Source organism: Streptomyces sp. NPDC031274 (genome assembly GCF_055570235.1).
The window spans coordinates 23,279-42,891 of the sequence record NZ_JBVIHP010000014.1 but is presented as its reverse complement, the minus strand read 5'-3'; the positions used below and the strand labels follow the sequence as shown (position 1 = coordinate 42,891).

The 19,613-nt window shown below is 67.4% G+C and carries 17 protein-coding genes; 9 read left to right on the top strand and 8 right to left on the bottom strand.

The annotated features are described in order from the left end of the window. Positions 1 to 19 precede the first annotated feature (19 nt). Entirely contained in the window at positions 20 to 1,237 is a 1,218-nt protein-coding gene (locus ACZ5CR_RS22565) for a DNA cytosine methyltransferase (RefSeq protein ID WP_468860317.1), read from the top strand. Here ACZ5CR_RS22565 and ACZ5CR_RS22560 read toward each other — a convergent pair whose 3' ends face one another. From ACZ5CR_RS22560 to ACZ5CR_RS22535, 6 genes are all read right to left on the bottom strand, one after another. Beyond that, on the bottom strand, positions 1,238 to 1,705 hold the full coding sequence (locus tag ACZ5CR_RS22560; RefSeq protein WP_468860039.1) for a very short patch repair endonuclease: 468 nt from the start codon (positions 1,703 to 1,705) through the stop codon (positions 1,238 to 1,240). Positions 1,706 to 1,738: 33 nt separating this feature from the next. Further along, positions 1,739 to 2,707: a NaeI family type II restriction endonuclease gene (locus ACZ5CR_RS22555; RefSeq protein WP_468860038.1), complete on the bottom strand. Its 969-nt coding sequence runs from the start codon at positions 2,705 to 2,707 to the stop codon at positions 1,739 to 1,741. A 29-nt stretch (positions 2,708 to 2,736) separates the two neighbouring features. Further along, on the bottom strand, positions 2,737 to 3,708 hold the full coding sequence (locus ACZ5CR_RS22550; protein ID WP_468860036.1) for a NaeI family type II restriction endonuclease: 972 nt from the start codon (positions 3,706 to 3,708) through the stop codon (positions 2,737 to 2,739). A gap of 82 nt (positions 3,709 to 3,790) precedes the next feature. Further along, a complete protein-coding gene (locus ACZ5CR_RS22545) occupies positions 3,791 to 6,769 on the bottom strand; it encodes a Z1 domain-containing protein (protein WP_468860315.1) in 2,979 nt (992 codons plus the stop codon). 61 nt (positions 6,770 to 6,830) lie between these two features. Then, entirely contained in the window at positions 6,831 to 8,402 is a 1,572-nt protein-coding gene (locus ACZ5CR_RS22540) for an ATP-binding protein (protein ID WP_468860034.1), read from the bottom strand. Between the two features lie 154 nt (positions 8,403 to 8,556). Continuing rightward, positions 8,557 to 9,579, bottom strand: a complete 1,023-nt coding sequence (locus ACZ5CR_RS22535; RefSeq protein WP_468860032.1) for an SEC-C metal-binding domain-containing protein — start codon at positions 9,577 to 9,579, stop codon at positions 8,557 to 8,559. A gap of 251 nt (positions 9,580 to 9,830) precedes the next feature. Here ACZ5CR_RS22535 and ACZ5CR_RS22530 point away from each other — a divergent pair, with 251 nt between their 5' ends. From ACZ5CR_RS22530 to ACZ5CR_RS22515, 4 genes are all read left to right on the top strand, one after another. Beyond that, positions 9,831 to 10,652: a class E sortase gene (locus ACZ5CR_RS22530; protein WP_468860313.1), complete on the top strand. Its 822-nt coding sequence runs from the start codon at positions 9,831 to 9,833 to the stop codon at positions 10,650 to 10,652. A 159-nt stretch (positions 10,653 to 10,811) separates the two neighbouring features. Further along, positions 10,812 to 11,132 (top strand): DUF6412 domain-containing protein, encoded by a 321-nt coding sequence (locus ACZ5CR_RS22525; protein ID WP_468860031.1) that lies wholly within the window; start codon positions 10,812 to 10,814, stop codon positions 11,130 to 11,132. A 150-nt stretch (positions 11,133 to 11,282) separates the two neighbouring features. Then, complete coding sequence (locus tag ACZ5CR_RS22520; RefSeq protein WP_468860311.1) at positions 11,283 to 12,065, top strand: YidC/Oxa1 family membrane protein insertase; 783 nt, start codon at positions 11,283 to 11,285, stop codon at positions 12,063 to 12,065. Between the two features lie 249 nt (positions 12,066 to 12,314). Next, positions 12,315 to 13,172 carry a fumarylacetoacetate hydrolase family protein gene (locus ACZ5CR_RS22515; protein WP_468860029.1) on the top strand — a complete coding sequence of 286 codons (858 nt, stop codon included), beginning with the start codon at positions 12,315 to 12,317 and terminating at the stop codon, positions 13,170 to 13,172. A 68-nt stretch (positions 13,173 to 13,240) separates the two neighbouring features. Here the strand turns inward: ACZ5CR_RS22515 and ACZ5CR_RS22510 are convergent, their stop codons facing one another. Both ACZ5CR_RS22510 and ACZ5CR_RS22505 read right to left on the bottom strand, forming a co-directional pair. Continuing rightward, positions 13,241 to 13,723 (bottom strand): heme-degrading domain-containing protein, encoded by a 483-nt coding sequence (locus tag ACZ5CR_RS22510; RefSeq protein ID WP_468860027.1) that lies wholly within the window; start codon positions 13,721 to 13,723, stop codon positions 13,241 to 13,243. Further along, complete coding sequence (locus ACZ5CR_RS22505) at positions 13,720 to 14,826, bottom strand: Gfo/Idh/MocA family protein (protein WP_468860025.1); 1,107 nt, start codon at positions 14,824 to 14,826, stop codon at positions 13,720 to 13,722. Before ACZ5CR_RS22505 ends, ACZ5CR_RS22510 begins: the two co-directional genes overlap by 4 nt. 140 nt (positions 14,827 to 14,966) lie before the next feature. Between ACZ5CR_RS22505 and ACZ5CR_RS22500 the strand changes: the two genes are divergently transcribed. From ACZ5CR_RS22500 to ACZ5CR_RS22485, 4 genes are all read left to right on the top strand, one after another. Next, positions 14,967 to 16,076: an ROK family transcriptional regulator gene (locus ACZ5CR_RS22500; RefSeq protein WP_468860310.1), complete on the top strand. Its 1,110-nt coding sequence runs from the start codon at positions 14,967 to 14,969 to the stop codon at positions 16,074 to 16,076. Positions 16,077 to 16,362: 286 nt separating this feature from the next. Further along, positions 16,363 to 17,367, top strand: a complete 1,005-nt coding sequence (locus ACZ5CR_RS22495) for a hypothetical protein (protein ID WP_468860023.1) — start codon at positions 16,363 to 16,365, stop codon at positions 17,365 to 17,367. A gap of 143 nt (positions 17,368 to 17,510) precedes the next feature. Further along, positions 17,511 to 18,326 carry a GntR family transcriptional regulator gene (locus ACZ5CR_RS22490; RefSeq protein WP_468860021.1) on the top strand — a complete coding sequence of 272 codons (816 nt, stop codon included), beginning with the start codon at positions 17,511 to 17,513 and terminating at the stop codon, positions 18,324 to 18,326. Between the two features lie 158 nt (positions 18,327 to 18,484). After that, complete coding sequence (locus tag ACZ5CR_RS22485; protein WP_468860019.1) at positions 18,485 to 19,609, top strand: TIGR03364 family FAD-dependent oxidoreductase; 1,125 nt, start codon at positions 18,485 to 18,487, stop codon at positions 19,607 to 19,609. The last annotated feature ends 4 nt before the right edge of the window (positions 19,610 to 19,613 follow it).

Sequence of the window (19,613 nt, the reverse complement as noted above, 5' to 3'; positions counted from 1 at the left end):
AAGGAGGGGCATGACCCACATGAATGAGCTTGAGCCTGTCTACACGTCTGTGGAGATCTGTGCTGGAGCGGGTGGGCAGGCCATTGGTCTGCATCAGGCCGGGTTCAGGCACCTCGCACTGGTGGAGATTGATCCACATGCGGTCAACACGCTCCGCGACAACATTGAGAGACATGATGCGTGGCGTTGGGAGAGAGAACACTGCGATGTCCTGCCGCCTACAGACGTCAAGGATTTCAAGCCCGCCAGGGATCTGAAGAAGAGTGGCGAGCTGCTAGCGGACCAAGGCCTGGATCTTCTCGCAGGTGGCGTTCCGTGCCCGCCGTTCTCGCATGCTGGCAAGCAGCTCGGCAGAGATGATGAGCGTGATCTCTTCCCGCGGATGCTGGAGCTCGTTGAGGAACTCAACCCGCGCGCGGTGTTGATCGAGAACGTACGCGGAATCATGGACCCGAAGTTCGCCGACTACCGCGACTGGATCCTGGCCAAGCTGCAGGGCGGCACATACCGGGGGGAGGATGGCGAGCAGGCTTACGACCCAGGACTCAAGTACACCGTGTGCAAGTGGGGTGTTCTGGAGGCCAGCGACTTCGGTGTCCCGCAGCTCCGTCCGCGCGCCATCCTCGTAGCTATCCGCAATGACGTTCTGAAGGACGTCAAGTACGAGTGGCCGACTCCGACTCATGAAGAGCCTGTCAGCGTCGCGAAGAGCCTTGAGTTGTCCATGCTCGAGCGCTACAAGCCGTATTTCGAAGGGCCCTACGCCAAGCGCGCTCGGGATGGCTATAACCGCTGGCACACGAAGGCGCAGAAGCGCGCCGATGAGCTCAAGGGTAAGGGCGGCGGCATCGCGCCTACGCTCGTCGGCGGGTCGAAGAAGCATGGCGGTGCAGACCTAGGACCCAGCCGGGCCAAGGCTGCATGGGATCTGCTGGGTGTCTCAGGGCTTGGTGTTGCCAATGACCCTGACACGTCCAAGAAGAAGAAGACCGAGGAGCGCGACCTTTTCCGGCCCGATGGGCCGATGCTCACGGTGCAGCAGGCCGCGATCATTCAGGGTTTTCCACCGGGGTGGAACTTTGACGGCGGTGAGAAGGACGGTAAGAAGGCCGCTGGCAAGACGGCGCAGTACCGGCAGGTGGGCAATGCCTTCCCGCCGCCTGTGGCTAAGGCGGTCGGTGCGTCGATCCTGGACGTTCTAAAGGCTGCGCGCGAGCGTGACCGGAAGAAGAACTGATCAGCCGTCCCCCTTTCTCTTACATGCACTAGCCCGACGTCTTTCGACCTCCGTGGCGATGCTGGCCGCGCACTTGTCCGCTGGCTCGTGCTCCCAAAAACGGAGCACGAGCCACCCGGCCTCTGTGAGGCGCTGATTGGTGTCCAGGTCGCGTGCCATGTTCCGGGCAACTTTGTCCGACCAGTAGCCGGAGTTGGTCTTCGGCGGCACGTAGTGCTCGGGGCACCCATGCCAGTAGCAGCCGTCGACGAAGACGGCGACTTTCGTTGGGCGGAAGACCAGATCTGCCGTGCGACGGAGTCCTGGGAGTGGTTTGGCAGCCACGCGATAGCGAAGCCCCTGCGCATGAACAAGTCTGCGGATCAGTTGCTCGGGCTTCGTGTCCCGGCTGCGAATGGCCTGCATATTGCGTCGGCGGGCAGCGGAGGAGGCCCACGATCCCTCAGGAGGGTCCCACGGTTCGTTCATGACCGGCGATCCTGGGTCAGCTGAGATGGAAGTTCAATTCTTGGTTCCGGGAAGATGAGGCCCGGTCTCGGCAGGGTCGTCATGGGATGCAAGCACCCACTCCTTCCCGTCGAGGGAGATGCGGGGGCGGTCTTGGTGCCACGGCTTAGTTTCCACAACTCTGAAGCTAACCAACTCGCCGCTCTTAGGCATACGTGGTATAGGAACTCTCAAAGCATCCAGCACCAGCCTGTGCGCTCGCCAGTGTCCCGCAATGAGAATTCCCTGGCTGCGCAGGACGGTTCTGGCCCGCCCGTCTCCTTCGCGTGCACGCGCCATTCCGTCCAGCTGCTGGGCAACCGTATCAGTGGTGTTGCGATCAATTAGAATTCGCTGCACTCGCTCGAAAAGTCTATTGATGCGCTCCTGGCCTGATTTCGATTCTTCGCAGACATAGTCTTGGTCCTCTGGAGGCAAGGCCAGGAGGACTCCTTTGGGGAATGCCTTCTCCTTGGAGATCCAATCGATTCTCTTCTTTCCGATTCCGGCGGACACTCCTCTTTTCCCATCGTTATTCGGTTTTCCGGTAAGGAACTCAGGGAGCATCCTTAGTACACCTACACTGAAGTGCTCCTTAGGTTCATTCACGCTCACCAGAAGGCAAATTTTACCGACAGCCTCCCTGGGGATTGCCCAGTTGGACCCGATCGTGAATTTGCAATCCACTTCGTGCCCGCAGATGGAGTAGTCTAGGGGCTTCTCCTTAGATCCATCTCTTTTCTTTCCTCGCGGGATCGAGAACGCGTCCTGCAGGACAATCTCAACCTTGGTTCCGATGTACGACTTCTCATTCTTCGTGAGTTGCTCGATTGAGTACCGGCCTGTTCTGCGGCCGTCGAGAACTTCTTCTATTGCTGTTCTCAGAGAGCTTCTGAACTTTCCCTCATGGTTCTTATGATTAAGAAACCATGCAAGTGTTTCCTGGATCGCAGGATCATTCGTTGATGAGTATTCAGGATTCATTAATAGAGCCAGTGCAGTTTCAGTTGGGGTCAGTCAGCTCGCGTATGAGATGGCAGTTCAGGGGCGGTTGTTTCTGGGGATTCGGGGCCTGCAGTTATCCACTGCCGACCGTTGATCGTGGCGCGATTCGAATCGTGCAAGCTGGTCGATTCGGTCACTTTTACGCTCACGAATTCTCCCTCTCGGGGAACTGGGACCCCGAGCTGGCGGGCGATTTCCTGGTGATTTCTGTAATCCCCCATAATGATGAATCCCTCACGTTGCAGTGCGGAGCGCGAACCGCCGTTCCCTCGTACTCTCTTCATGTAGTCCTTCTGCTGCGCAACTGTACGGACTACATTCCTGCCGATGCGGCGCTCCGGTGCTCGTCTGAACAACTCGTTCAGACGCTGTTGGCCGGACTTTGAGGCGAAGACCGCTGCGCGGCTGTCAGGATCCATGTGCAGTAAGACATTCTCAGGAAGTTCAGCGTCCTGCCACAGCCACTGGATCTTGTCACGGTGGGCAGCCTTAACGGTCAGCTTCATATCCCGGTTATTGCCGACGTTCAGCCACTCGCGATTTATGCGGAGTAGCCCCGCGCTCCAGCGGCTTTTGTAGTCATTTGCCCACACCAGCAAGCAAAGGTGTCCCAGGGCTTCTGGAGGGATCATCCAGCCGCCGAACTGCTGGGAGTACTTGCAGTCCACGTCGATGCCGGCGATCCGGTAGTCCATGACGAGGCCATCGTTGAATCTGAACTCACGCTGCAAGTTAATCTCGACCAGCGTTCCGGCATGTGTCTTTTCCGTCTTAAAAAGGGATTTCCAGTCGTAGCGCCCGGTCACCTCGCCGTTGAGGAGCATGTCGATAGTGTCGCGGAGGACAGACGCGAACCGCTGGCCTTCCGGGTCGAGAGCGCGGATCCTCTCGTGCACCTTGAGGAGCTCGGCATCTTGTGTCGTCGGTTTATCGTGAGCGATGTGGGTCGCCGCTGTAACGTCCTCTTCGAACGGGAGCAAGTTCCTTCTCCAGTTGATTAGTTGCCCTGTAACCGTGTCTAGTTCACGGCCATTTTCATTGCCGACTGCCCGTGCAAGTCGTCTAGTGCCTATCGATGATCGCGGCATCCGGCAGGCTGGAGTCTTTGGCGCGGAAGCGGATGAGCTGGCGCTTGGAGTCGATCGCTGCTTTCGGCGGGATTAGCGTGAACGCCATAGTTACGTTGGCTGCACTCACTGTGCCCGAAGATACGACCGACCTCACCTCGGCGTCAGTAGCGGCTTCGATCACCGGGTAGAGCAGTACCGTTCCGCGCTGCGGACCCATCTCTGGTGTGGTGTCGGCACCCTCAGGAGTTCCCGCATGGTCGATCAGCTGCTGTGCGTAAGTTCGGTGTTCGAGCCCTGAGATGCGTCCGAAGGCTGTCTTACCTGCTTGGCGTTTGCGTCGGAAGACGGAGAAGGGGCCGTGGCCGAGGATGGCGGTCGGGATGCGGTGCCGTTCTGTGAGGTGGGGAGCGAGGACGAGCCAGTCCTCGACCTTTGCCAGACGCCCGTCCAGCTGGGACAGGTACGTCAGGTGCGGCACGAACAGATTTTTGCTCTCCCATTCCAGGCCACCGAGCACCCCGAGCAGCTCTGCGTGCGGAACGACGATTCTGGCTGCTCGGAAAGTGCGTGCCTGGCGGGACGTATCGTCGGGGAGGAGTCGGCAAACGGCCGTGCCGCTGCTGCCCAGAGCCGCGAGGATCGTGTTCCAGCGTTGAGTGTTGCGGGCCGTGGCTTTGGAATCGAGGGGGTAGGCCGCTGGTTCGATGGGCTTGCCCGGCGACCGCACCTCCACCAGCTCCGCATTGAACATCTTGTTCCTAGCCGCGGGCTTCAGCCACGGCAAGTGCTGCGAAACCAGCGGCGGTATCTGCGCAGGTGTCAGCTGAGGCTTTCCATCGACCAGTTCTGAGTAGCGGGACAGCTGCTCCCGGAACAGTTCCTCATCCCGGCACACCGCCTCGAACGCCTCGTACAGGTCGGCGGTCTTTGCCCGGCCGTAGGGCTCCTCACGCCCGATGTACAGCCGCACCAAGTCCCGGTATCCGGGACGAAAGCCGAACCAGCGGCCCATCTGCATCAACGTGTCCGCTTGCTGGGTGGTGCGTCGGTAGTACGTGACGGTCAGGCCCTCCACCGTGAAGCCGCGGGAGAGCTTCGTGCCGCCGACCAGGATCTTCCAGACGCGCGGGGTGCGGTCGAAGTCCAGGTCCAGTTGATCGAAGTAGCTGTCCGAGTTGCCGTTGACGACGATGACCGGTTTGCCGCCGGAGCCGATGAGCTGGCGCGCGCGGCTCACGTACGGGCGCAGGTCCTCGTACGAGTCAGGGGACGGCAGATCGGTGGCGCGGGCCTCACTCACTGGGCCGAAGTCCGTGGACCACAGGTCGGCCAGCCGGGCATGGCCGGTGGTCGACGTGTAACCCGCCTCGTGCCACATCGAGTTGATGCGCAGGGCGAGGTCGGAGTGGTCGTCCGTCTTCACCGACTGGTGGACCAGCATCGTGTGGTGACGGAAGGGCTTTTCCGGTACGCCGTGCGCGGCTCGGTAGAGCTTCAGGGCACCGGAGAGGATGAAGGCGTCCATTGCCTCTTGCAGGCGATCTCCGCCCTTCGTTTCCTCGTAGATGCCTCGTACGTGGGCCTTCTCCTGTGAGTTGGCGCAGGTACGTTCCTCGGGCGACAGGGCCGAGTCCAGGTCGTGGAAGTCCTGGACGCCCATGTACCCCGCGGGGCGGGGCAGCGAGATCAGGAAGTCGGTGGGGAAGATGTCCTCGCCGTCGCTCGGGTCGACGAAGACGTTGGCGAAGGGAGTCGCCGTGTAGCCGACGTACTGCGCGCGCGGCAGCAGGCCGAGGAGCTGGGATATCAGGCTGTTGATCGCCGTCCGCTCGGTTCGGCCCTGTTCCCACTTCTTCGGGTTCGAGGTGTTCACCGATGCCTGATCGGACTCGTCGTCGATGATCAGCGCGGGGAGTTCGCCGAGGAGGCCGTGGATCTGCTTGAGGTCCTTGACGAGCTTGGTGAGGACCGACTTGTTCTTCTTCACGACCATGACGCGGGCCGCCGTGTGGTGCAGGTTCGCCGGGTCGTGCAGGGGGCGGGTCGGCTCGCGCTTCTCGAATTCGAGAGCACGAATGCCCTGGGCCAGACTCTTGTAGTCGTTGTCGCGTGTGGTCAGGCGCTCGACGTCGAAGGCGCCGCGTGCGGAAGGACGACCATCGTGGCTCACGAAGTCGGGCCAGTCGGAGTCGTCGCCCACATAGTCGATGCCGACAAGGCTGTCGATGTCGTCTGGGTTCGCTCCGCGCAGGATGTTCTCCTGGCCGATCAACTCCATGTCGAGGCGGCGCTGAGTTTGTGCCCGCAACATGTTCAGGGTGCCGCCCAGGACGATGACCAAGCGGTAACCGGCGTCGATCGCCTTGGCCGTGACGCCCGTGAAGTTGGCGGTCTTGCCCGACTGGACGTACCCCGCGACCAGGCCCTTCGCTTGGCGTGCGGCGGCTTGCTCGGGGTCGGCGAGGCGCTCGACGACTGCGTGGCTCGCCTCGTCCAGGCCGGTTACCGCAGCATCGGACCACCCTTTGGAGCGCAGCTTCCCCTCGTATGCGCGCCAGTAGAAGGAGCGAGCCGATGCTCGTTCCTTGGTGTACCAGGGGGTGAACTCCCGGGTGATCACCGTGGCTCCGGGTTCCTCCGAGACTCGTATCGCCTCATCCAGGACCTTGCGCAGATCCGCCCCGAGCTGCAGCCGTTCGTACGCGGCCTCACGCCTGGCCCGCGTACGAGGCGCGGTGTCGGCAGCCCAAGAGGTGGACCGGGCGAAGTCCCAGTCGTTGAGGTGGCGGCTCCACAGTGCGTGGAGCGACTCGTCGCCATCGACGAGCCGGGACCGGAAGGTCTCCTCGGTGAGATCGGCGTCCGGGTGATCCTCGTCAGCGGCGAGTGCGGCCCAACGGGCGAAGTGCCGAGGGCTGTTGCCCATACCGGCCAGGGCAGAGGAGTGGATCTCCAAGAGGGCGTCGCTCACATCACGTACGTCGCTCACGGGGCGGTTCCTTACAGAGGGAGTTCGAGGTCAGGAGGACGGATCAGGAGGAGGCCGACTCTGTGCTTCGCTCGCGACGCTCGCGCTGCGCGGCGACCGACGCCAGCATGATCGTGTTCCAGTACTCGATGCGGTCCTGGCGGGTCTTCTCCCAGCGGCCCAGGCCGAAGCAGTCCTCCAGGAGGAGGTAGAGGAGAGTCTTGGCCACAGGCGCGTCGTTGGACCCGCCATGGCGCCCGTCATTGAAGTCCTTACGGAAGGACTTGTTAAGAAGGACGACGTTGGCCTCGCGGTCCAGGTCGAAGAAGCGATTGTCAGGCAGCGGCGACCAGGTGAATTCGATTGGTTCCTCACCCGGCTTCTCTGGCAGCTCTTCTTTGATGACCCGCTTGACCTTGGGGTCAAGTCCCTTACCGGGTGCGGTCACCGACTTGCGGACGATCTCCGAACGCTTCGCCCCGTCCCGGTAGGTGGCCTCCGCGTCGTCGAGGAACGTGTGGAAGGTGTTGCCCGCACTGTCTGCCGCCTTCTCGACACCGAGAGTGAAAGCCGGGGTGACGGTGACCCCTTCCTTCTTCACATCGAGACTGAAGACCGAGTTGTCGGAGGTCGGCAGATCGACCTCGACGCGGGCCAGGACGAGGTGGCCCTCCGGGTTGCGCAGCCCGTTCCAGCCGCCTGCCTGGACGAGCCGGTCGTTGCGGTAGAAGTAGAAGCCCTGTCGCTCGGCCAGTGCGCCGATCTGCCGGAACCCCGCCTGCTTGGACTTGGCGGGCCAGATGTGCGCGGTCAGTGGCACGTCCCCCACGCCCTCGACGGTGGCTGTGAACGTACGTGGATACCTCGCCCTGCCCGGCACCTTGTAGCCGAACGGGTCCAGAGCTTCCACGCTGATGTGGTCCAGCTCTTCCCAGCCACCGTGGCCGTCACTGCCCGGGCTGACGTCCCACACGGCGATGTCGAGCTGGAGGCCACGCTGGAGGAAGCGGTGCAAGTACAAGCCCAGGTGGGTTTCCAGGCGGGATATCGCCTTCGACAGGTACTGGTCGCTCTGGCCACGCGCGACCGTCTGGAAGGTGCGTACCTGGTCCCAGCGCACGATGGTGCCATGCCATTCGATGACGCCGTCGTAGCGGTCGACCAGGTCCTGCGCATAGCGCGGGTCGACCGTGTCGCAGCGGAAGCTGTCCTCGATCCCTTCGGCGGTGAGACGGCGCCCTGCGGCGCGGCTGCGCTTGGTGCGGCTGACCAACGTCAGGGAGGAGGCGTGGGAAAGGGAGGCAGCCTTGAGGCCCGTTCCGTACATACCGAGCGCGCCGTCACCGTACTCGCGGCGCCTACCGATGGTCATCGCGGCGTTCAAGTGCGAGTCATCCATACCGCGGCCGTTGTCGATGATCAGGAGGGAGAGGATCCGATCGGTATCCCGCAGGAAGTGGACGACGACCTTGTCGGCACCCGCGTCGATCGAGTTGTCGACCAGGTCGGCCACAGCGACCTCGAAGCTGTACCCCTGATTGGTGAGTGCCTTGCCGTATCCGGCATCCGGGGGCAGGTGAGCGCTCCCCGTCGTAGGGACGTCGTACTCCCAAGCAGTGCTGGGCTGATAGGCCATGTTCTTCCTCGCGCACGCAGGTCGTGGCCTGCGTGGGGGAGGGGGGCGGCCCGACAAATGAACTGGATCAGTGTGACGGTACTGCAGAGGTCGGACATAGGGGACCTAGTTCCTGGATAAGGATGAGAAGGTCCCTTATGCCTCCCGCTTTCTTCTAGTTCCCCTGTGTGCCGTGGCACTCCGCGTAGACATTCCCCGACCCACACCAACAAGCCGCCCCCGCCTCCGGCGGCCACCCCACAGCCCGCCCCCGCGCAGCCAGCGTCGTCGCGTACTGCGGTAGTAGGGAGGCGTCCGTTGGTTGTGCGCCCTCTGAGGCTGCGAATGCCTCGTACGACGGGACCGTGCCCGTGACGATGCCCAAGTTGGGGGTGCCCGAGGCGGAGAGTTCGCGCAGGGAGGACTCTATGGTCGACAAGTGCGCCTCGTGCGAGGGGTATTCGGATTCCAGGGGCGGGTACGCCGTCAGGAGTTCTTCCAGTTCCGCCGACGGCCAGTGCAGGACCGCCACCGGGAACGGGCGGGACAGTGCCTCCCTGTACGAGCCCAACTCCGCCTGGATGCGGGAGATTTCCGCGCGGAGTTCCACCGGGTTGTCCGAGCCCAGGGACCAGATGCGCTTCGGGTCGTGCAGTTCGTCCAGGGGGACCGGGGACGTCGAGATCTGGTCCGCCAGCGCGTCCCATTCGTCGTGGGGCGCGCCCAGCAAGCGGCGTACCCGGTGGCGGCCGAACAGCAACGGGCGTTGTTCGTAGGACGGGGTGCCGCCGGAGCTGGACGGAAGCAGGAGTTCCAGCGCCTGCGTGAATGTTTCCTGCGCTTGACTCAGTTCGTCGTGCGATTCCAGGGACTCCGCCGCGATCACCCACGGGGCCGGGTCGCGCGGGGCCGCCGCCCGTACGCCGTCGATGATCGCCCTTGCCTCCGCCTCGTGGCCGTACTCCCAGAGGTTCGAGGCCTTCAAGGCTCGGATGAGGGTGGGGGCCGACGCCGGGTGAGGGGCGTCCGGGGTCAGCAGGCGGTCGTAGAGCGTGGTCGCGCGGTCGCGTTCGCCCGCCAGTTCTAGGTGGGCCGCGGCCTGGAGCAGCAGGTGCTCGGTGTCCTCGGGGTACAAGCCGGCGGTCCGCTCCAGGCGCTCGGCTTCGGCGATGTGGTCGGCAGGCGTGTCGGGGCGCATACGGGACACCGTACTGCCGAGTGGGGGCCTAGCAGCAGGGTTGCCGTGCAGATCAGGGCAGATCAGGGCGCCGTACTTTTTGTGGTTTCGGCGGTGTCGTCGGCATGCGGTCGGGATGCCGTCGGGATGTCCTCGGGGTGCGGTCGGGGTGTGGGTGGCATGGATTGTTCGGCGGCTTGGGCTTAATCTGCCGCCCTCTTGGCAGGGGAGGTGCCGACGTGCGGGAGCGGGCTGAGCGGGTTCCTGTTGTTGTGCAGGGGCCTCGTGGGCGGCGGGGGCGCGGGCGGGGGAGAGGTGCTCGCCTTGTGTGGGGCGGCGCCGAGGCCGCCGTCACCTGCGGGCTCGTGTTGCTGCTGCTCGTCGTCCATCAGCTCTGGTGGACCAATCGGCAGGCCCGCGAAGGCGCCGAGCGCAAGGTCCACGCCCTGGAGCGCGAGTGGCAGGGGGATGGGGATGGGGATGGGGCGGGGGACGAGGAGGGGGGTGCGGGGCGTGGGAGTCCGTCAGCTTCGGCTGACTCCTCCGGCGCCGGACCCGAGTCGCGTGCCTCAGGCGCCGGTGAAACCCCCGGTCAGGAGCCCGCCCGGCGGCAACAATCCGTCGCCGCCCCCGCACCCCGCTGGGACCAGGCCTACGCCGTCCTGCGCATTCCGCGCATCGGGATACGGGTGCCCGTCGCCGAGGGGGTCAGCAAGAGCGCCGTACTCAACAAGGGATACGTCGGGCATTATCCGCGTACCGCCCAGCCCGGTCAGGGCGGGAACTTCGCGCTCGCCGGGCATCGCAACACCCATGGCGAGCCCTTCCGCCGCGTCAATCGGCTCCGGGGCGGTGACGAGGTCGTCGTCGAGACCCGGAAGGCCGTCTACACGTACGTCGTCGACAAGACGCTCGCCCAGACCTCCGCCCGTGACAGCGGCGTCATCCGGGCCGTGCCCCGCAGCCTGGTGAAAGCCGGGCACGGGTACAGCTCCCCGGGGTACTACATCACCCTCACCACCTGCACCCCCGAGTACACCTCCAAGTACCGGCTCATCGTGTGGGGGAAGCTGCGGTCCATGCGGCCCCGGTAGGGCGGCCCCTACGGTCGGCGAGACGGATCCTGTATAACGGCAGTACGCGATACGTCGTACAGGTCAGCAGTCTCGAAGTCTCGAAGTCTCGAAGGCTCGAAGACCTGACGTCTCGAAGACTCGAAGGCTCGAAGATTCACGGAGAGGGGGCTCGAAGCGATGCAGGACATGATCCGCAGCTGGAAAGCCGCCCTCCGTCCCACCGGCCTTCTCCTCTTCGTCCTCGTCGAGGTCGTCCTCCTCGACGCGAGCAGCCTCACCGCCGCCGTCGCGCTCGCCGCGACCGCCGCCGCGGGCTCCGCGCTCGCCGTCTGCTCCCTGCTCGCCGCGCGCTGCGCTCCCGCCGTGCCGCGCACCCGGGTGCGTACAGCCATCCGCGACCGCGAGAAGCGCACGGCGTTCCTGCCGCAGCGCGATCCCGACGCCTCCGGGCGCAGGCGGCCCCGAGCACCGGGCCGTCTCGTCATGACGGCCGCGTAGGGGACCTGCGCTTCTTCCCGCACCTCCAGCGACAGATCGAGAGCCCTCACGGGCTCTGGACCCCTCGCGGGCCGTCACGCCGACACGAGTTCCTCATCTCTCTTCCTCGGTACGACGAGACCCCCGGAGGGCTTCTCCATGCCCGGCTTCCTGTCCGATTTCATGTCCCTTTTCGCCGACCTGGTCGGCTCCCTCGCCGATCTGCTCGAACCGGCCTTCCACGCCTCCGCGACGGCCGCCGCCATCGTGCTGTTCACCGCGTGCGTACGACTCCTCGTCCACCCTCTGTCGCGGGCCTCGGCCCGTGGCCAGAAGGCGCGCGCCAAGCTGTCGCCGCAGATCGCCGAGTTGCGTAAGAAGCACTCCAAGAACCCCGAGAAGCTGCAGAAGGCGGTACTCGAACTGCACCGCGCGGAGAAGGTCTCGCCGCTCTCCGGGTGCCTGCCCAGCCTGTTCCAGCTTCCGGCGTTCTTCCTGCTCTACCACCTCTTCTCGAACTCGAACATCGGCGGGGAAGCCAACGCGCTGCTCGGGCACAAGCTCTTCGCCGCGCCCCTCGGCGGGCGGTGGAAGGACGCGCTCTCCGACGGCGGGGTCTTCGGCGCGCAGGGGCTCGTCTACATCGGGCTCTTCGTGATCGTGGCCGCCGTCGCGACCTTCAACTTCCGGCGCGCGAAGAAGCAGATGGCGATGGCCGCGCCTGCCGCCGCCGGTGCCGGCGGCTCCGGTGACGCGCAGCAGATGCCCGGCATGGGTGCGATGACCAAGGTCATGCCGTTCATGTCCTTCATGACGCTGTTCACCGTGGCCTTCGTACCGCTGGCCGCCGCGCTGTACGTGGTCACCAGCACGACCTGGAGCGCGGTCGAGCGCGCCGTGCTCTACCGGGACATGCCGTACGGCGCCGGGGCGCTGGCTGCTACTGCCGGATAGCGGGGCTATGGCGGGGCTATAGCGGGGGTTATAGCGGGGCTACTGGCGACGGAAAACGGCTACTGCCGGGTAACGGTCCGGTCTGTGAACAGGGTCTTGCGGGATGGACGGTGACCTTGGAGGATCTTCCAAACCTCCGATGGCCGCGACCCTTCCCCGAGCTCTCGACCCCGTTCGAGCAGGGGAGGCCCCGATGCGGGCCACGCGGCGGTCAGGACGCGGGCGCGACTCGACCAAGGGAGATTGACCATGAAGCTGCTGCGAGTCGGCACGGCGGGGGCCGAGCGCCCGGCGCTGCTCGATGCCGAAGGCACGTTGCGGGACCTGTCGGGGACCGTCACGGACATCGACGGGGCGCTGCTCGCCGACACGGCCGCCCTCGACCGGATCAGGGCCGCCGCCGGTTCGGGCGAACTGCCCGTGCTCGACGCGCGAGGGCTGCGGGTCGGGCCGCCGGTGGGCCGGATCGGCAAGGTCGTGTGTATCGGGCTCAACTACCACGACCACGCGGCCGAGACCGGGGCCACGCCGCCCGCCGAGCCCGTCATCTTCTTCAAGGCGGCGGACACGGTGATCGGCCCCGACGACACCGTCCTCGTACCGCGCAAGTCGGTCAAGACCGACTGGGAGGTCGAGCTCGCGATCGTCATCGGGCGCACCGCGCGTTACCTGGAGTCCCACGAGGAGGCGCTCGCGCACGTCGCCGGGTACGCGGTGTCGCACGACGTCTCGGAGCGCGAGTTCCAGATCGAGCGCGGCGGCACCTGGGACAAGGGCAAGAACTGCGAGACGTTCAATCCGCTCGGCCCGTGGCTCGTGACGAAGGACGAGGTCCCCGACCCGCAGGCGCTGTCCCTGAAGCTCTGGGTCAACGGCGAGCTGAAGCAGGACGGGACCACGGCCCAGCAGATCTTCCCAGTGGCGGAAGTGGTGCGCTACGTAAGCCACTTCATGACGCTGTACCCGGGCGATGTCATCAACACCGGTACGCCGGCGGGCGTCGCCATGGGGCACCCCGAGCCGAAGCCGTACCTGCGGGCCGGTGACGTGGTGGAGCTGGAGATCGAGGGGCTCGGCAAGCAGCGCCAGGAGCTGAAGGACGCGTGACGCCCGCGGGGCGCGGGGCGCGGGGTGCGGTGACTGTTCGCCACCGCGCCCCGTGCTCCGAGATGCCGCTATCCCGCCTCGATGTGCCGCTCCAGCGCCTCGACCACCAGCGCGTGGTCCGCCGCCTGCGGAAGGCCCGACACCACCACCGTGCCGATCACGCCCGCGCCGCGCACCGCGATCGGGAACGCGCCGCCGTGCGCCGCGTACACGTCCGGGTCCAGGCGCGAGGAGTCCTCGAACGTCGTGCCCTTGGCGCGGAAACGCGTGCCGACCAGGAACGACGAGCAGCCGTAGCGTTCGACGACGCGGCGCTTGCGGGCGATCCAGGCGTCGTTGTCCGGGGTCGATCCCGGCAGGGCCGCGTGGAAGAGCTGCTGGCCGCCGCGGGTGATGTCGATGGCGACCGGGGCCTGGCGCTCGCGGGCGAGGTCGACCAGGAGTGTGCCCAGTGCCCAGGCGTCCTCGTACGTGAAGTGGGCGAGTACCAGGCGGAGTTCCTGGGTCTCCAGCTCTTCCACTGTCGGTGCGGTGGGCGTGGGCGTCGTCATACGACCACCGTCACACCGTCGCGGGCCGAGCGGCGTGCCGCCTCAAGGACGTCGAGGGCCGACGCGGCCTCGTACGCGGAGACCGGGTTCTCGCCGGTGCCGCGCAGGGCGTCGGCGATCGCCGCGTAGTACGCGGGGTAGTCGCCAGGCAGCGTCTGGACCGGGATGCCGCCGCCGGTCAGCGGGGACTCGCCGGAGCCGACCCGGCCCCACATGCACTCGAGCTCCTCGCCCCAACTGTCCTCGGTCGCGGGCCGCTTGCCGTCGCGCAGTGCGGCTTCCTGCGGGTCGAGGCCGTACTTCACGTAGCCCGCCGTCGAGCCGAGGGCGCGGAAGCGCGGGCCGAGCTGGGCGGTGGTGGCGCTCACGTACAGGTGCGAGCGGACGCCGCCCCGGTGGGTGATCGCGATGAACGTGTCGTCGTCGGCCTCGGCGCCGGGGCGGCGGACGTCGGACTCGGCGTACACGGTCTGGGCGGGGCCGAAGAGTACGAGCGCCTGATCGACGACGTGAGCCCCGAGGTCGTACAGGAGACCTCCGATCTCTTCGGGGTTCCCGGACTCGCGCCAGCCGCCCTTGAGCTGCGGACGCCACCGCTCGAAGCGGGACTCGAAGCGCCATACGTCGCCGAGCTCGCCGTCCGCGATGAGCTTCTGGAGAGTGCGGAAGTCGTTGTCCCAGCGGCGGTTCTGGAAGACGGAGAGGAGAAGGCCGCGGTCGTCCGCGAGCGCGGCGAGCTCGCGGGCCTCGGCGGCCGTGCCCGCGATCGGCTTGTCCACGACGACCGGGAGGCCCGCCTTGAGGGCGGCGGTCGCGAGCGAGACGTGCGTCTTGTTCGGGGACGCGATCACCACCAGGTCGAGCTCGTCCGCGCGGACCCAGAGGTCGTCGGCCGACGCGGCGAAGCGCAGCTCGTCACCGAACTCGGCGCGGGCCTGCGCCTGCCGCTCGGGGTTCGACGTGACGACCGTGTCGAGGACGAGGCCCTCGGTGGCGGCGATCAGCGGGGCGTGGAAGACGGAGCCCGCGAGGCCGTATCCGACAAGGGCTACGCGTAGGGGGGAGCCGTGAGGTCCGGGGGCGCCTGAGCCTGTACCAGTCATGCGTTCCACTTAAGCAACGCTGTTGCCAAAGCGCAAGCGCGAGCGACAATGGGGGTGTGAACAGCACTGATACGGCGAGGGCAGGCGGCGACAGCAGCAGGGGAAGCGGCAGGGGAAGCGGCGGCAGGGCGGGCGCCGGAGTGAACCTGCCTGCGCTGCGCGGGCACAACGCCGCCCTGGTGCTCGACCTGCTGCGCACGGCGGGCGAGACCGGCATAAGCCGCCTCGAACTGGCCGAGCGCACCGGGCTCACTCCGCAGGCCGTCAGCAAGATCACCGCGCGGCTGCGTACGGAGGGGCTGGCGGCGGAGGCGGGCCGCCGCGCGTCCACGGGCGGCAAGCCGCGCACGCTGCTGCGGCTCGTGCCGGACGCGGGCCACGCGGTCGGCCTGCACCTCGACCGCGACGAACTGACGGCGGTCCTGGCCGACCTGACGGGCCACGTGGTCGCGGAACGCCGGGCGCCGCTGGAGTTCGGCGATGGCGCGGAGGCCGTGGTCGACGTGGCGGTGGGGGTGGTTCGGTCACTGGCCGGGGGCCTCGACCGGAGTGCTGGCACGACGCCGGGGCTGCTCGGCATCGGGGTCGCGCTGCCCGGTCCGCTCGACCACTCCGACGGGGTTCTGCACCGTGTGACCGGGTTCCCCGCGTGGGACGGCTTCCCGTTGCGGGACGCGCTCGCCGGGCGGCTCGGGCTGCCGGTGGTCGTGGACAAGGACACGAACGCCGCCGCCCTCGGCCTCGCGCTGGGCGGGGTGGCGGAGTCCTTCGCGTATCTGCACCTCGGTACGGGGCTCGGCGCGGGACTCGTCCTCGGCGGCGGTCTCTACCGGGGTGCGCGGACCGGGGCGGGGGAGTTCGGCCACCAGGTGATCCAGCTGGACGGCCCGGAGTGCGGGTGCGGCGACCGCGGCTGCATCGAGGCGCTGTGCCTGGCGGCGGTCGCGCGCGGGGATCTGGACGAGGCGGCGCGGGTCCTGGGGGCGGGGGCGGGCAACCTGGTCAGCCTGCTCGACATCGACCTCGTACTGCTCGGCGGGCGTGCCGTCCTCGCCGACGAGGAGCGCTTCGTACGAGGAGTGGGCGCCGTCGTCACCGCACGCGCCCGGCGGGGCGGCGGAGGCGCGGAGGTCCCGGTCGCCGTCGCGTCCGGGGGTGACCGGGGGGTCGCGGAGGGCGCCGCGCAACTGGTACTCGCGCCGCTTTTCGGGCGGGCGGAGGATGTGGCGTTTCGGGGTGGGCGGGGGTAGGGGTGGCGGCGGCTGGGGTCTGAGCGGGGGGAGTGGTGCCGGTCGGCGGCTGAGCCGGGTTGGAGGTGCTCTCGGCCGCCCTGTCAGCCGCATTTAACGGAAAGTCAGCTGATAGGAGTGACGTGTGCGGTCCAGTCGGCGGTACGGGGCTGTGGCGGGCCCCGTGAGTTCGTGCGGGCGTGGCAAGGTCGCGGCCGATCAGTGTCATACGTCCCCCGCCCTCGTCCCCGCCCCCTAGCCCCCGCTCCCTCCCGCCCCTCCGCCCCGCGCTCAGCAAAGGCCCTGCATGCGACTTCGCCGCTCTCTCGCCTACGGCGTCACCGCCGCCGCTGCCGCCGTTCTCGCGTCCACCGCGACCGGGGCGGGACCAGCGGTTGCCGCGTACGGGATGCCGGAGAGCGGCCCGGCGGCGCCCGTTCAGCGGCCTCAAGCAGCTCAGCCTGAAGCAGCCCAGCCCCAAGTAGCCCAGCTCCAGGCAGCCCAGCCCCAGGCAGCCCAGCCCCCCGTCTGCTCCGCCCCCAACGGCGGAGGTTTCCCCATCGGGACGCGGATCAAGGGCGGACCCGCCACCTACGAGGCCGGGGGCGGTTATCGGAACTGGTCCCTCAAGTTGGCCAACACCACGCGCGGCAGCTGCGGCAACATCCACCCCGTCGTCGTCATCGTCGACAAGGAACGCGAGCTGCGGCCCCGGCAGATCCAGTTGGAGTTCCACGACGGCACGCGCTGGCGTCCCGTGGGGATCGAGCGGACCGACCGGGACGAGAACGTCGGCGTTTTCGATGACGGATTCCCCGGATTCACGGTCAAGGCTGGAAAGACCCGCACCGTCAAGGTGCGGCTCTCCTTCACCTCCGAGGCCCGATCCGAGCGAGCCGTCGTCTCCGCCGCCGTCGTCCAGCGCCGTGACGACGACGGCGACTGGGTGGGCGAGTCCGACGACTATCCGTTCGACATCGAGAACACCGAGAACACCGAAAACGTCGAAGGCCTCGGGGACACGGGCGACTCGGACGATACGGGCGGCACCGACGGCACCGGCGGTACCGGCGATGTCGGGACCGAGAGCGAATCTGACGGAGGGCGGGACGGCGGAGGCGTCGGCGGTGGCGGCAGCGGTGGGAGAGGACATGAGCGCTCCGACGGCGGAGGGTCCTCGTACGCCGATGAACTCGCCGCGACGGGCCCCCGCGCCCTGCTCGGTGTCAGTGCCGTCGCCGGTGCGCTGTTCACCGGGGGCTGGGCCCTCGTCGTAGGGGCTCGGAGGCTGCGAGCCACACGCAGACGCTGACCCCGGAAACCCGCACCCCGGAGACCCGCACCCCGCACCCCGGAGACCCGTACCCCGCCTCCCCGCCCCCGCCTCCCCATCGAGGGCCCGCACCGCACTCTCCGTTCACCTACCTGTTCACGTACGTCTGCGAACATCCCCGGGTGGACAACCCGAACCCCCCGCACCCTCCCGCGCACCTGCTCGACCAGGCCCCCGGCGCCCCCATCCGCTCCGGCATCCCCGAGCACGGCCGCATCCCGAAGTACTACGCGGTGAAGGCCAGAATCGCCGACCTGGTAGGGGAGTTGGGGGACGGGCAGACGCTGCCGACCGAGCGGGATCTCGCCGTGCGGTACGAGGTCGCGCGGGAGACCGTGCGGCAGGCGCTGCGCGATCTGTTGCTCGAAGGGCGGCTACGCAGGCAGGGGCGAGGCACGGTCGTCGCGGGCCCCAAGCTGGAGCAGCCGCTGTCCCTCGCCAGCTACACGGAAGGCGTACGGCGACAAGGACGTACCCCGGGTCGACATCTCATCTCCCTCGACCGCTTCCCCGCCCCCGATGCCCTCGCCGCCGAGATCGGGGTCGAACAGGGGGAGCCCGTCTGGCACATGGAGCGCGTCCTGCTCGCCGATGAGGAGCGGGTGGGGCTCGAAAGCACCTACGTCTCCGTGGCCCGCGCCCCCGCCCTCGACCGGGACTTCGAGCCCGACTCCTCCTTCTACGCCTACCTGCGCGACCGGCTCGGCATCTCCTTCGGCGACGCCGACGAACGCATCGAGACCGTCCTCGCCACTCCCCGCGAGGCTCTGCTGATCGGCACTCCGCCCGCGCTGCCCATGCTGCTCATCCACCGCGTCTCACGCGACACCGCGGGCCACCCCCTCGAACGGGTCCGCACCCTCTACCGGGGCGACCGTTTCTCCTTCACCACGCACCTGGGCAACGGCGGCAACGGTGGCGACGACGGCAACGGCTGACCTCCTTTACCGGCCCCTCCCTTTTACCGGCCCCTCGCCCCCCTCCCTCCGCAAGGTAACGAGAACATAACGGGTCTAGGCCAACCTTGGGTGGCCGTTCACCATCCCGTTGCCGACAGGACCGCGCCGAGTCACCCTCCCCCAGGAGCGTTGCCGCCGTGAGAGTCATCGTCGTAGGAGCCGGCGTGGTGGGAACCATGCACGCCTGGCACGCAGTGGAACGCGGCCACGAGGTCGTACAGATCGAGCGCGAGAGCGAGGCCCGTGGAGCCTCGCTGCGCAACTTCGGGCAGATATGGGTGAGCGGCCGCGCCGGAGGCGAGGAGCTGGAGACCGCCCTGCGGGCCCGTGAGCTGTGGGAGGAGATAGGCGAGAGGGTGGCGGGCATCGGCTTCCGGGCCAACGGTTCCCTCACCCTCGTACGCAACGAACGCGAGCGCGCCGTCGCCGAAGCCGCCCTCGCCCGCCCCGACGCGGCGGCTCGCGGCTACAAGCTGCTCGACGCCGCCGAGGCGCGCGCCCTCAACCCGGCGCTGCGCGGCGACTTCGTCGCCGGTCTGTGGTGCGAGCGGGACGCGGCCGTGGAGCCGCGCGTCGCTCAACTCAGGCTGCGCGAGGCCTTGCTGGCGTCGCCCCGCTACACCTTCCTGCCCGGCCGCGAAGTGCGCGAAGTCGTCGGTGAGAGCGCGGTGCGGGACGACCACGGCGACGTACACACCGGTGATGTCGTCGTGCTCGCCACCGGCGCCTGGCTCGGCGGCCTCGTCCGCGAGCTGGCCGGACCCGACCTGCCCGTACGCCGCGTACGCCTGCAGATGATGCAGACCGAGCCCCTCGGCGAGGCGCTCACCACCTCCGTCGCCGACGCGGACAGCTTCCGCTACTACCCGGCGTACAAGTCGGACGCCCTCGACGCGCTCAACGCCGGGCAGGCGCAGGCGCCGACCGCCGCCGCGCACAAGATGCAGCTGCTCATGGTCCAGCGCGAGGACGGCGGCCTGACCATCGGCGACACCCACGAGTACGAGCACCCCTTCGCCTTCGACACCCTCGAAGACCCCTACGACCACCTGACCGAGGTCGTAGAGGGCTTCCTGGGGCGCCCGCTGCCGAGGATCAGGCGGCGCTGGGCCGGGGTGTACGCGCAGTGCGTCGACACGGCCCGCGTCGTGCACCGCCAGCAGGTGCGCGAGGGCGTGTGGCTGGTCACCGGGCCCGGCGGGCGCGGCATGACGTGCTCGCCCGCGATCGCCGAGAAGACCGCCGACGAGTTGGGATGGTGAGGGA

Bases quoted from the DNA above. Each gene is read 5' to 3' on its own strand.
- ACZ5CR_RS22540 (WP_468860034.1), bottom strand. From the start codon at position 8,402: ATGGCCTATCAGCCCAGCACTGCTTGGGAGTACGACGTCCCTACGACG.
- ACZ5CR_RS22535 (WP_468860032.1), bottom strand. From the start codon at position 9,579: ATGCGCCCCGACACGCCTGCCGACCACATCGCCGAAGCCGAGCGCCTG.
- ACZ5CR_RS22560 (WP_468860039.1), bottom strand. From the start codon at position 1,705: ATGAACGAACCGTGGGACCCTCCTGAGGGATCGTGGGCCTCCTCCGCT.
- ACZ5CR_RS22505 (WP_468860025.1), bottom strand. From the start codon at position 14,826: ATGACTGGTACAGGCTCAGGCGCCCCCGGACCTCACGGCTCCCCCCTA.
- ACZ5CR_RS22495 (WP_468860023.1), top strand. From the start codon at position 16,363: ATGCGACTTCGCCGCTCTCTCGCCTACGGCGTCACCGCCGCCGCTGCC.
- ACZ5CR_RS22565 (WP_468860317.1), top strand. From the start codon at position 20: ATGAATGAGCTTGAGCCTGTCTACACGTCTGTGGAGATCTGTGCTGGA.
- ACZ5CR_RS22525 (WP_468860031.1), top strand. From the start codon at position 10,812: ATGCAGGACATGATCCGCAGCTGGAAAGCCGCCCTCCGTCCCACCGGC.
- ACZ5CR_RS22555 (WP_468860038.1), bottom strand. From the start codon at position 2,707: ATGAATCCTGAATACTCATCAACGAATGATCCTGCGATCCAGGAAACA.
- ACZ5CR_RS22510 (WP_468860027.1), bottom strand. From the start codon at position 13,723: ATGACGACGCCCACGCCCACCGCACCGACAGTGGAAGAGCTGGAGACC.
- ACZ5CR_RS22515 (WP_468860029.1), top strand. From the start codon at position 12,315: ATGAAGCTGCTGCGAGTCGGCACGGCGGGGGCCGAGCGCCCGGCGCTG.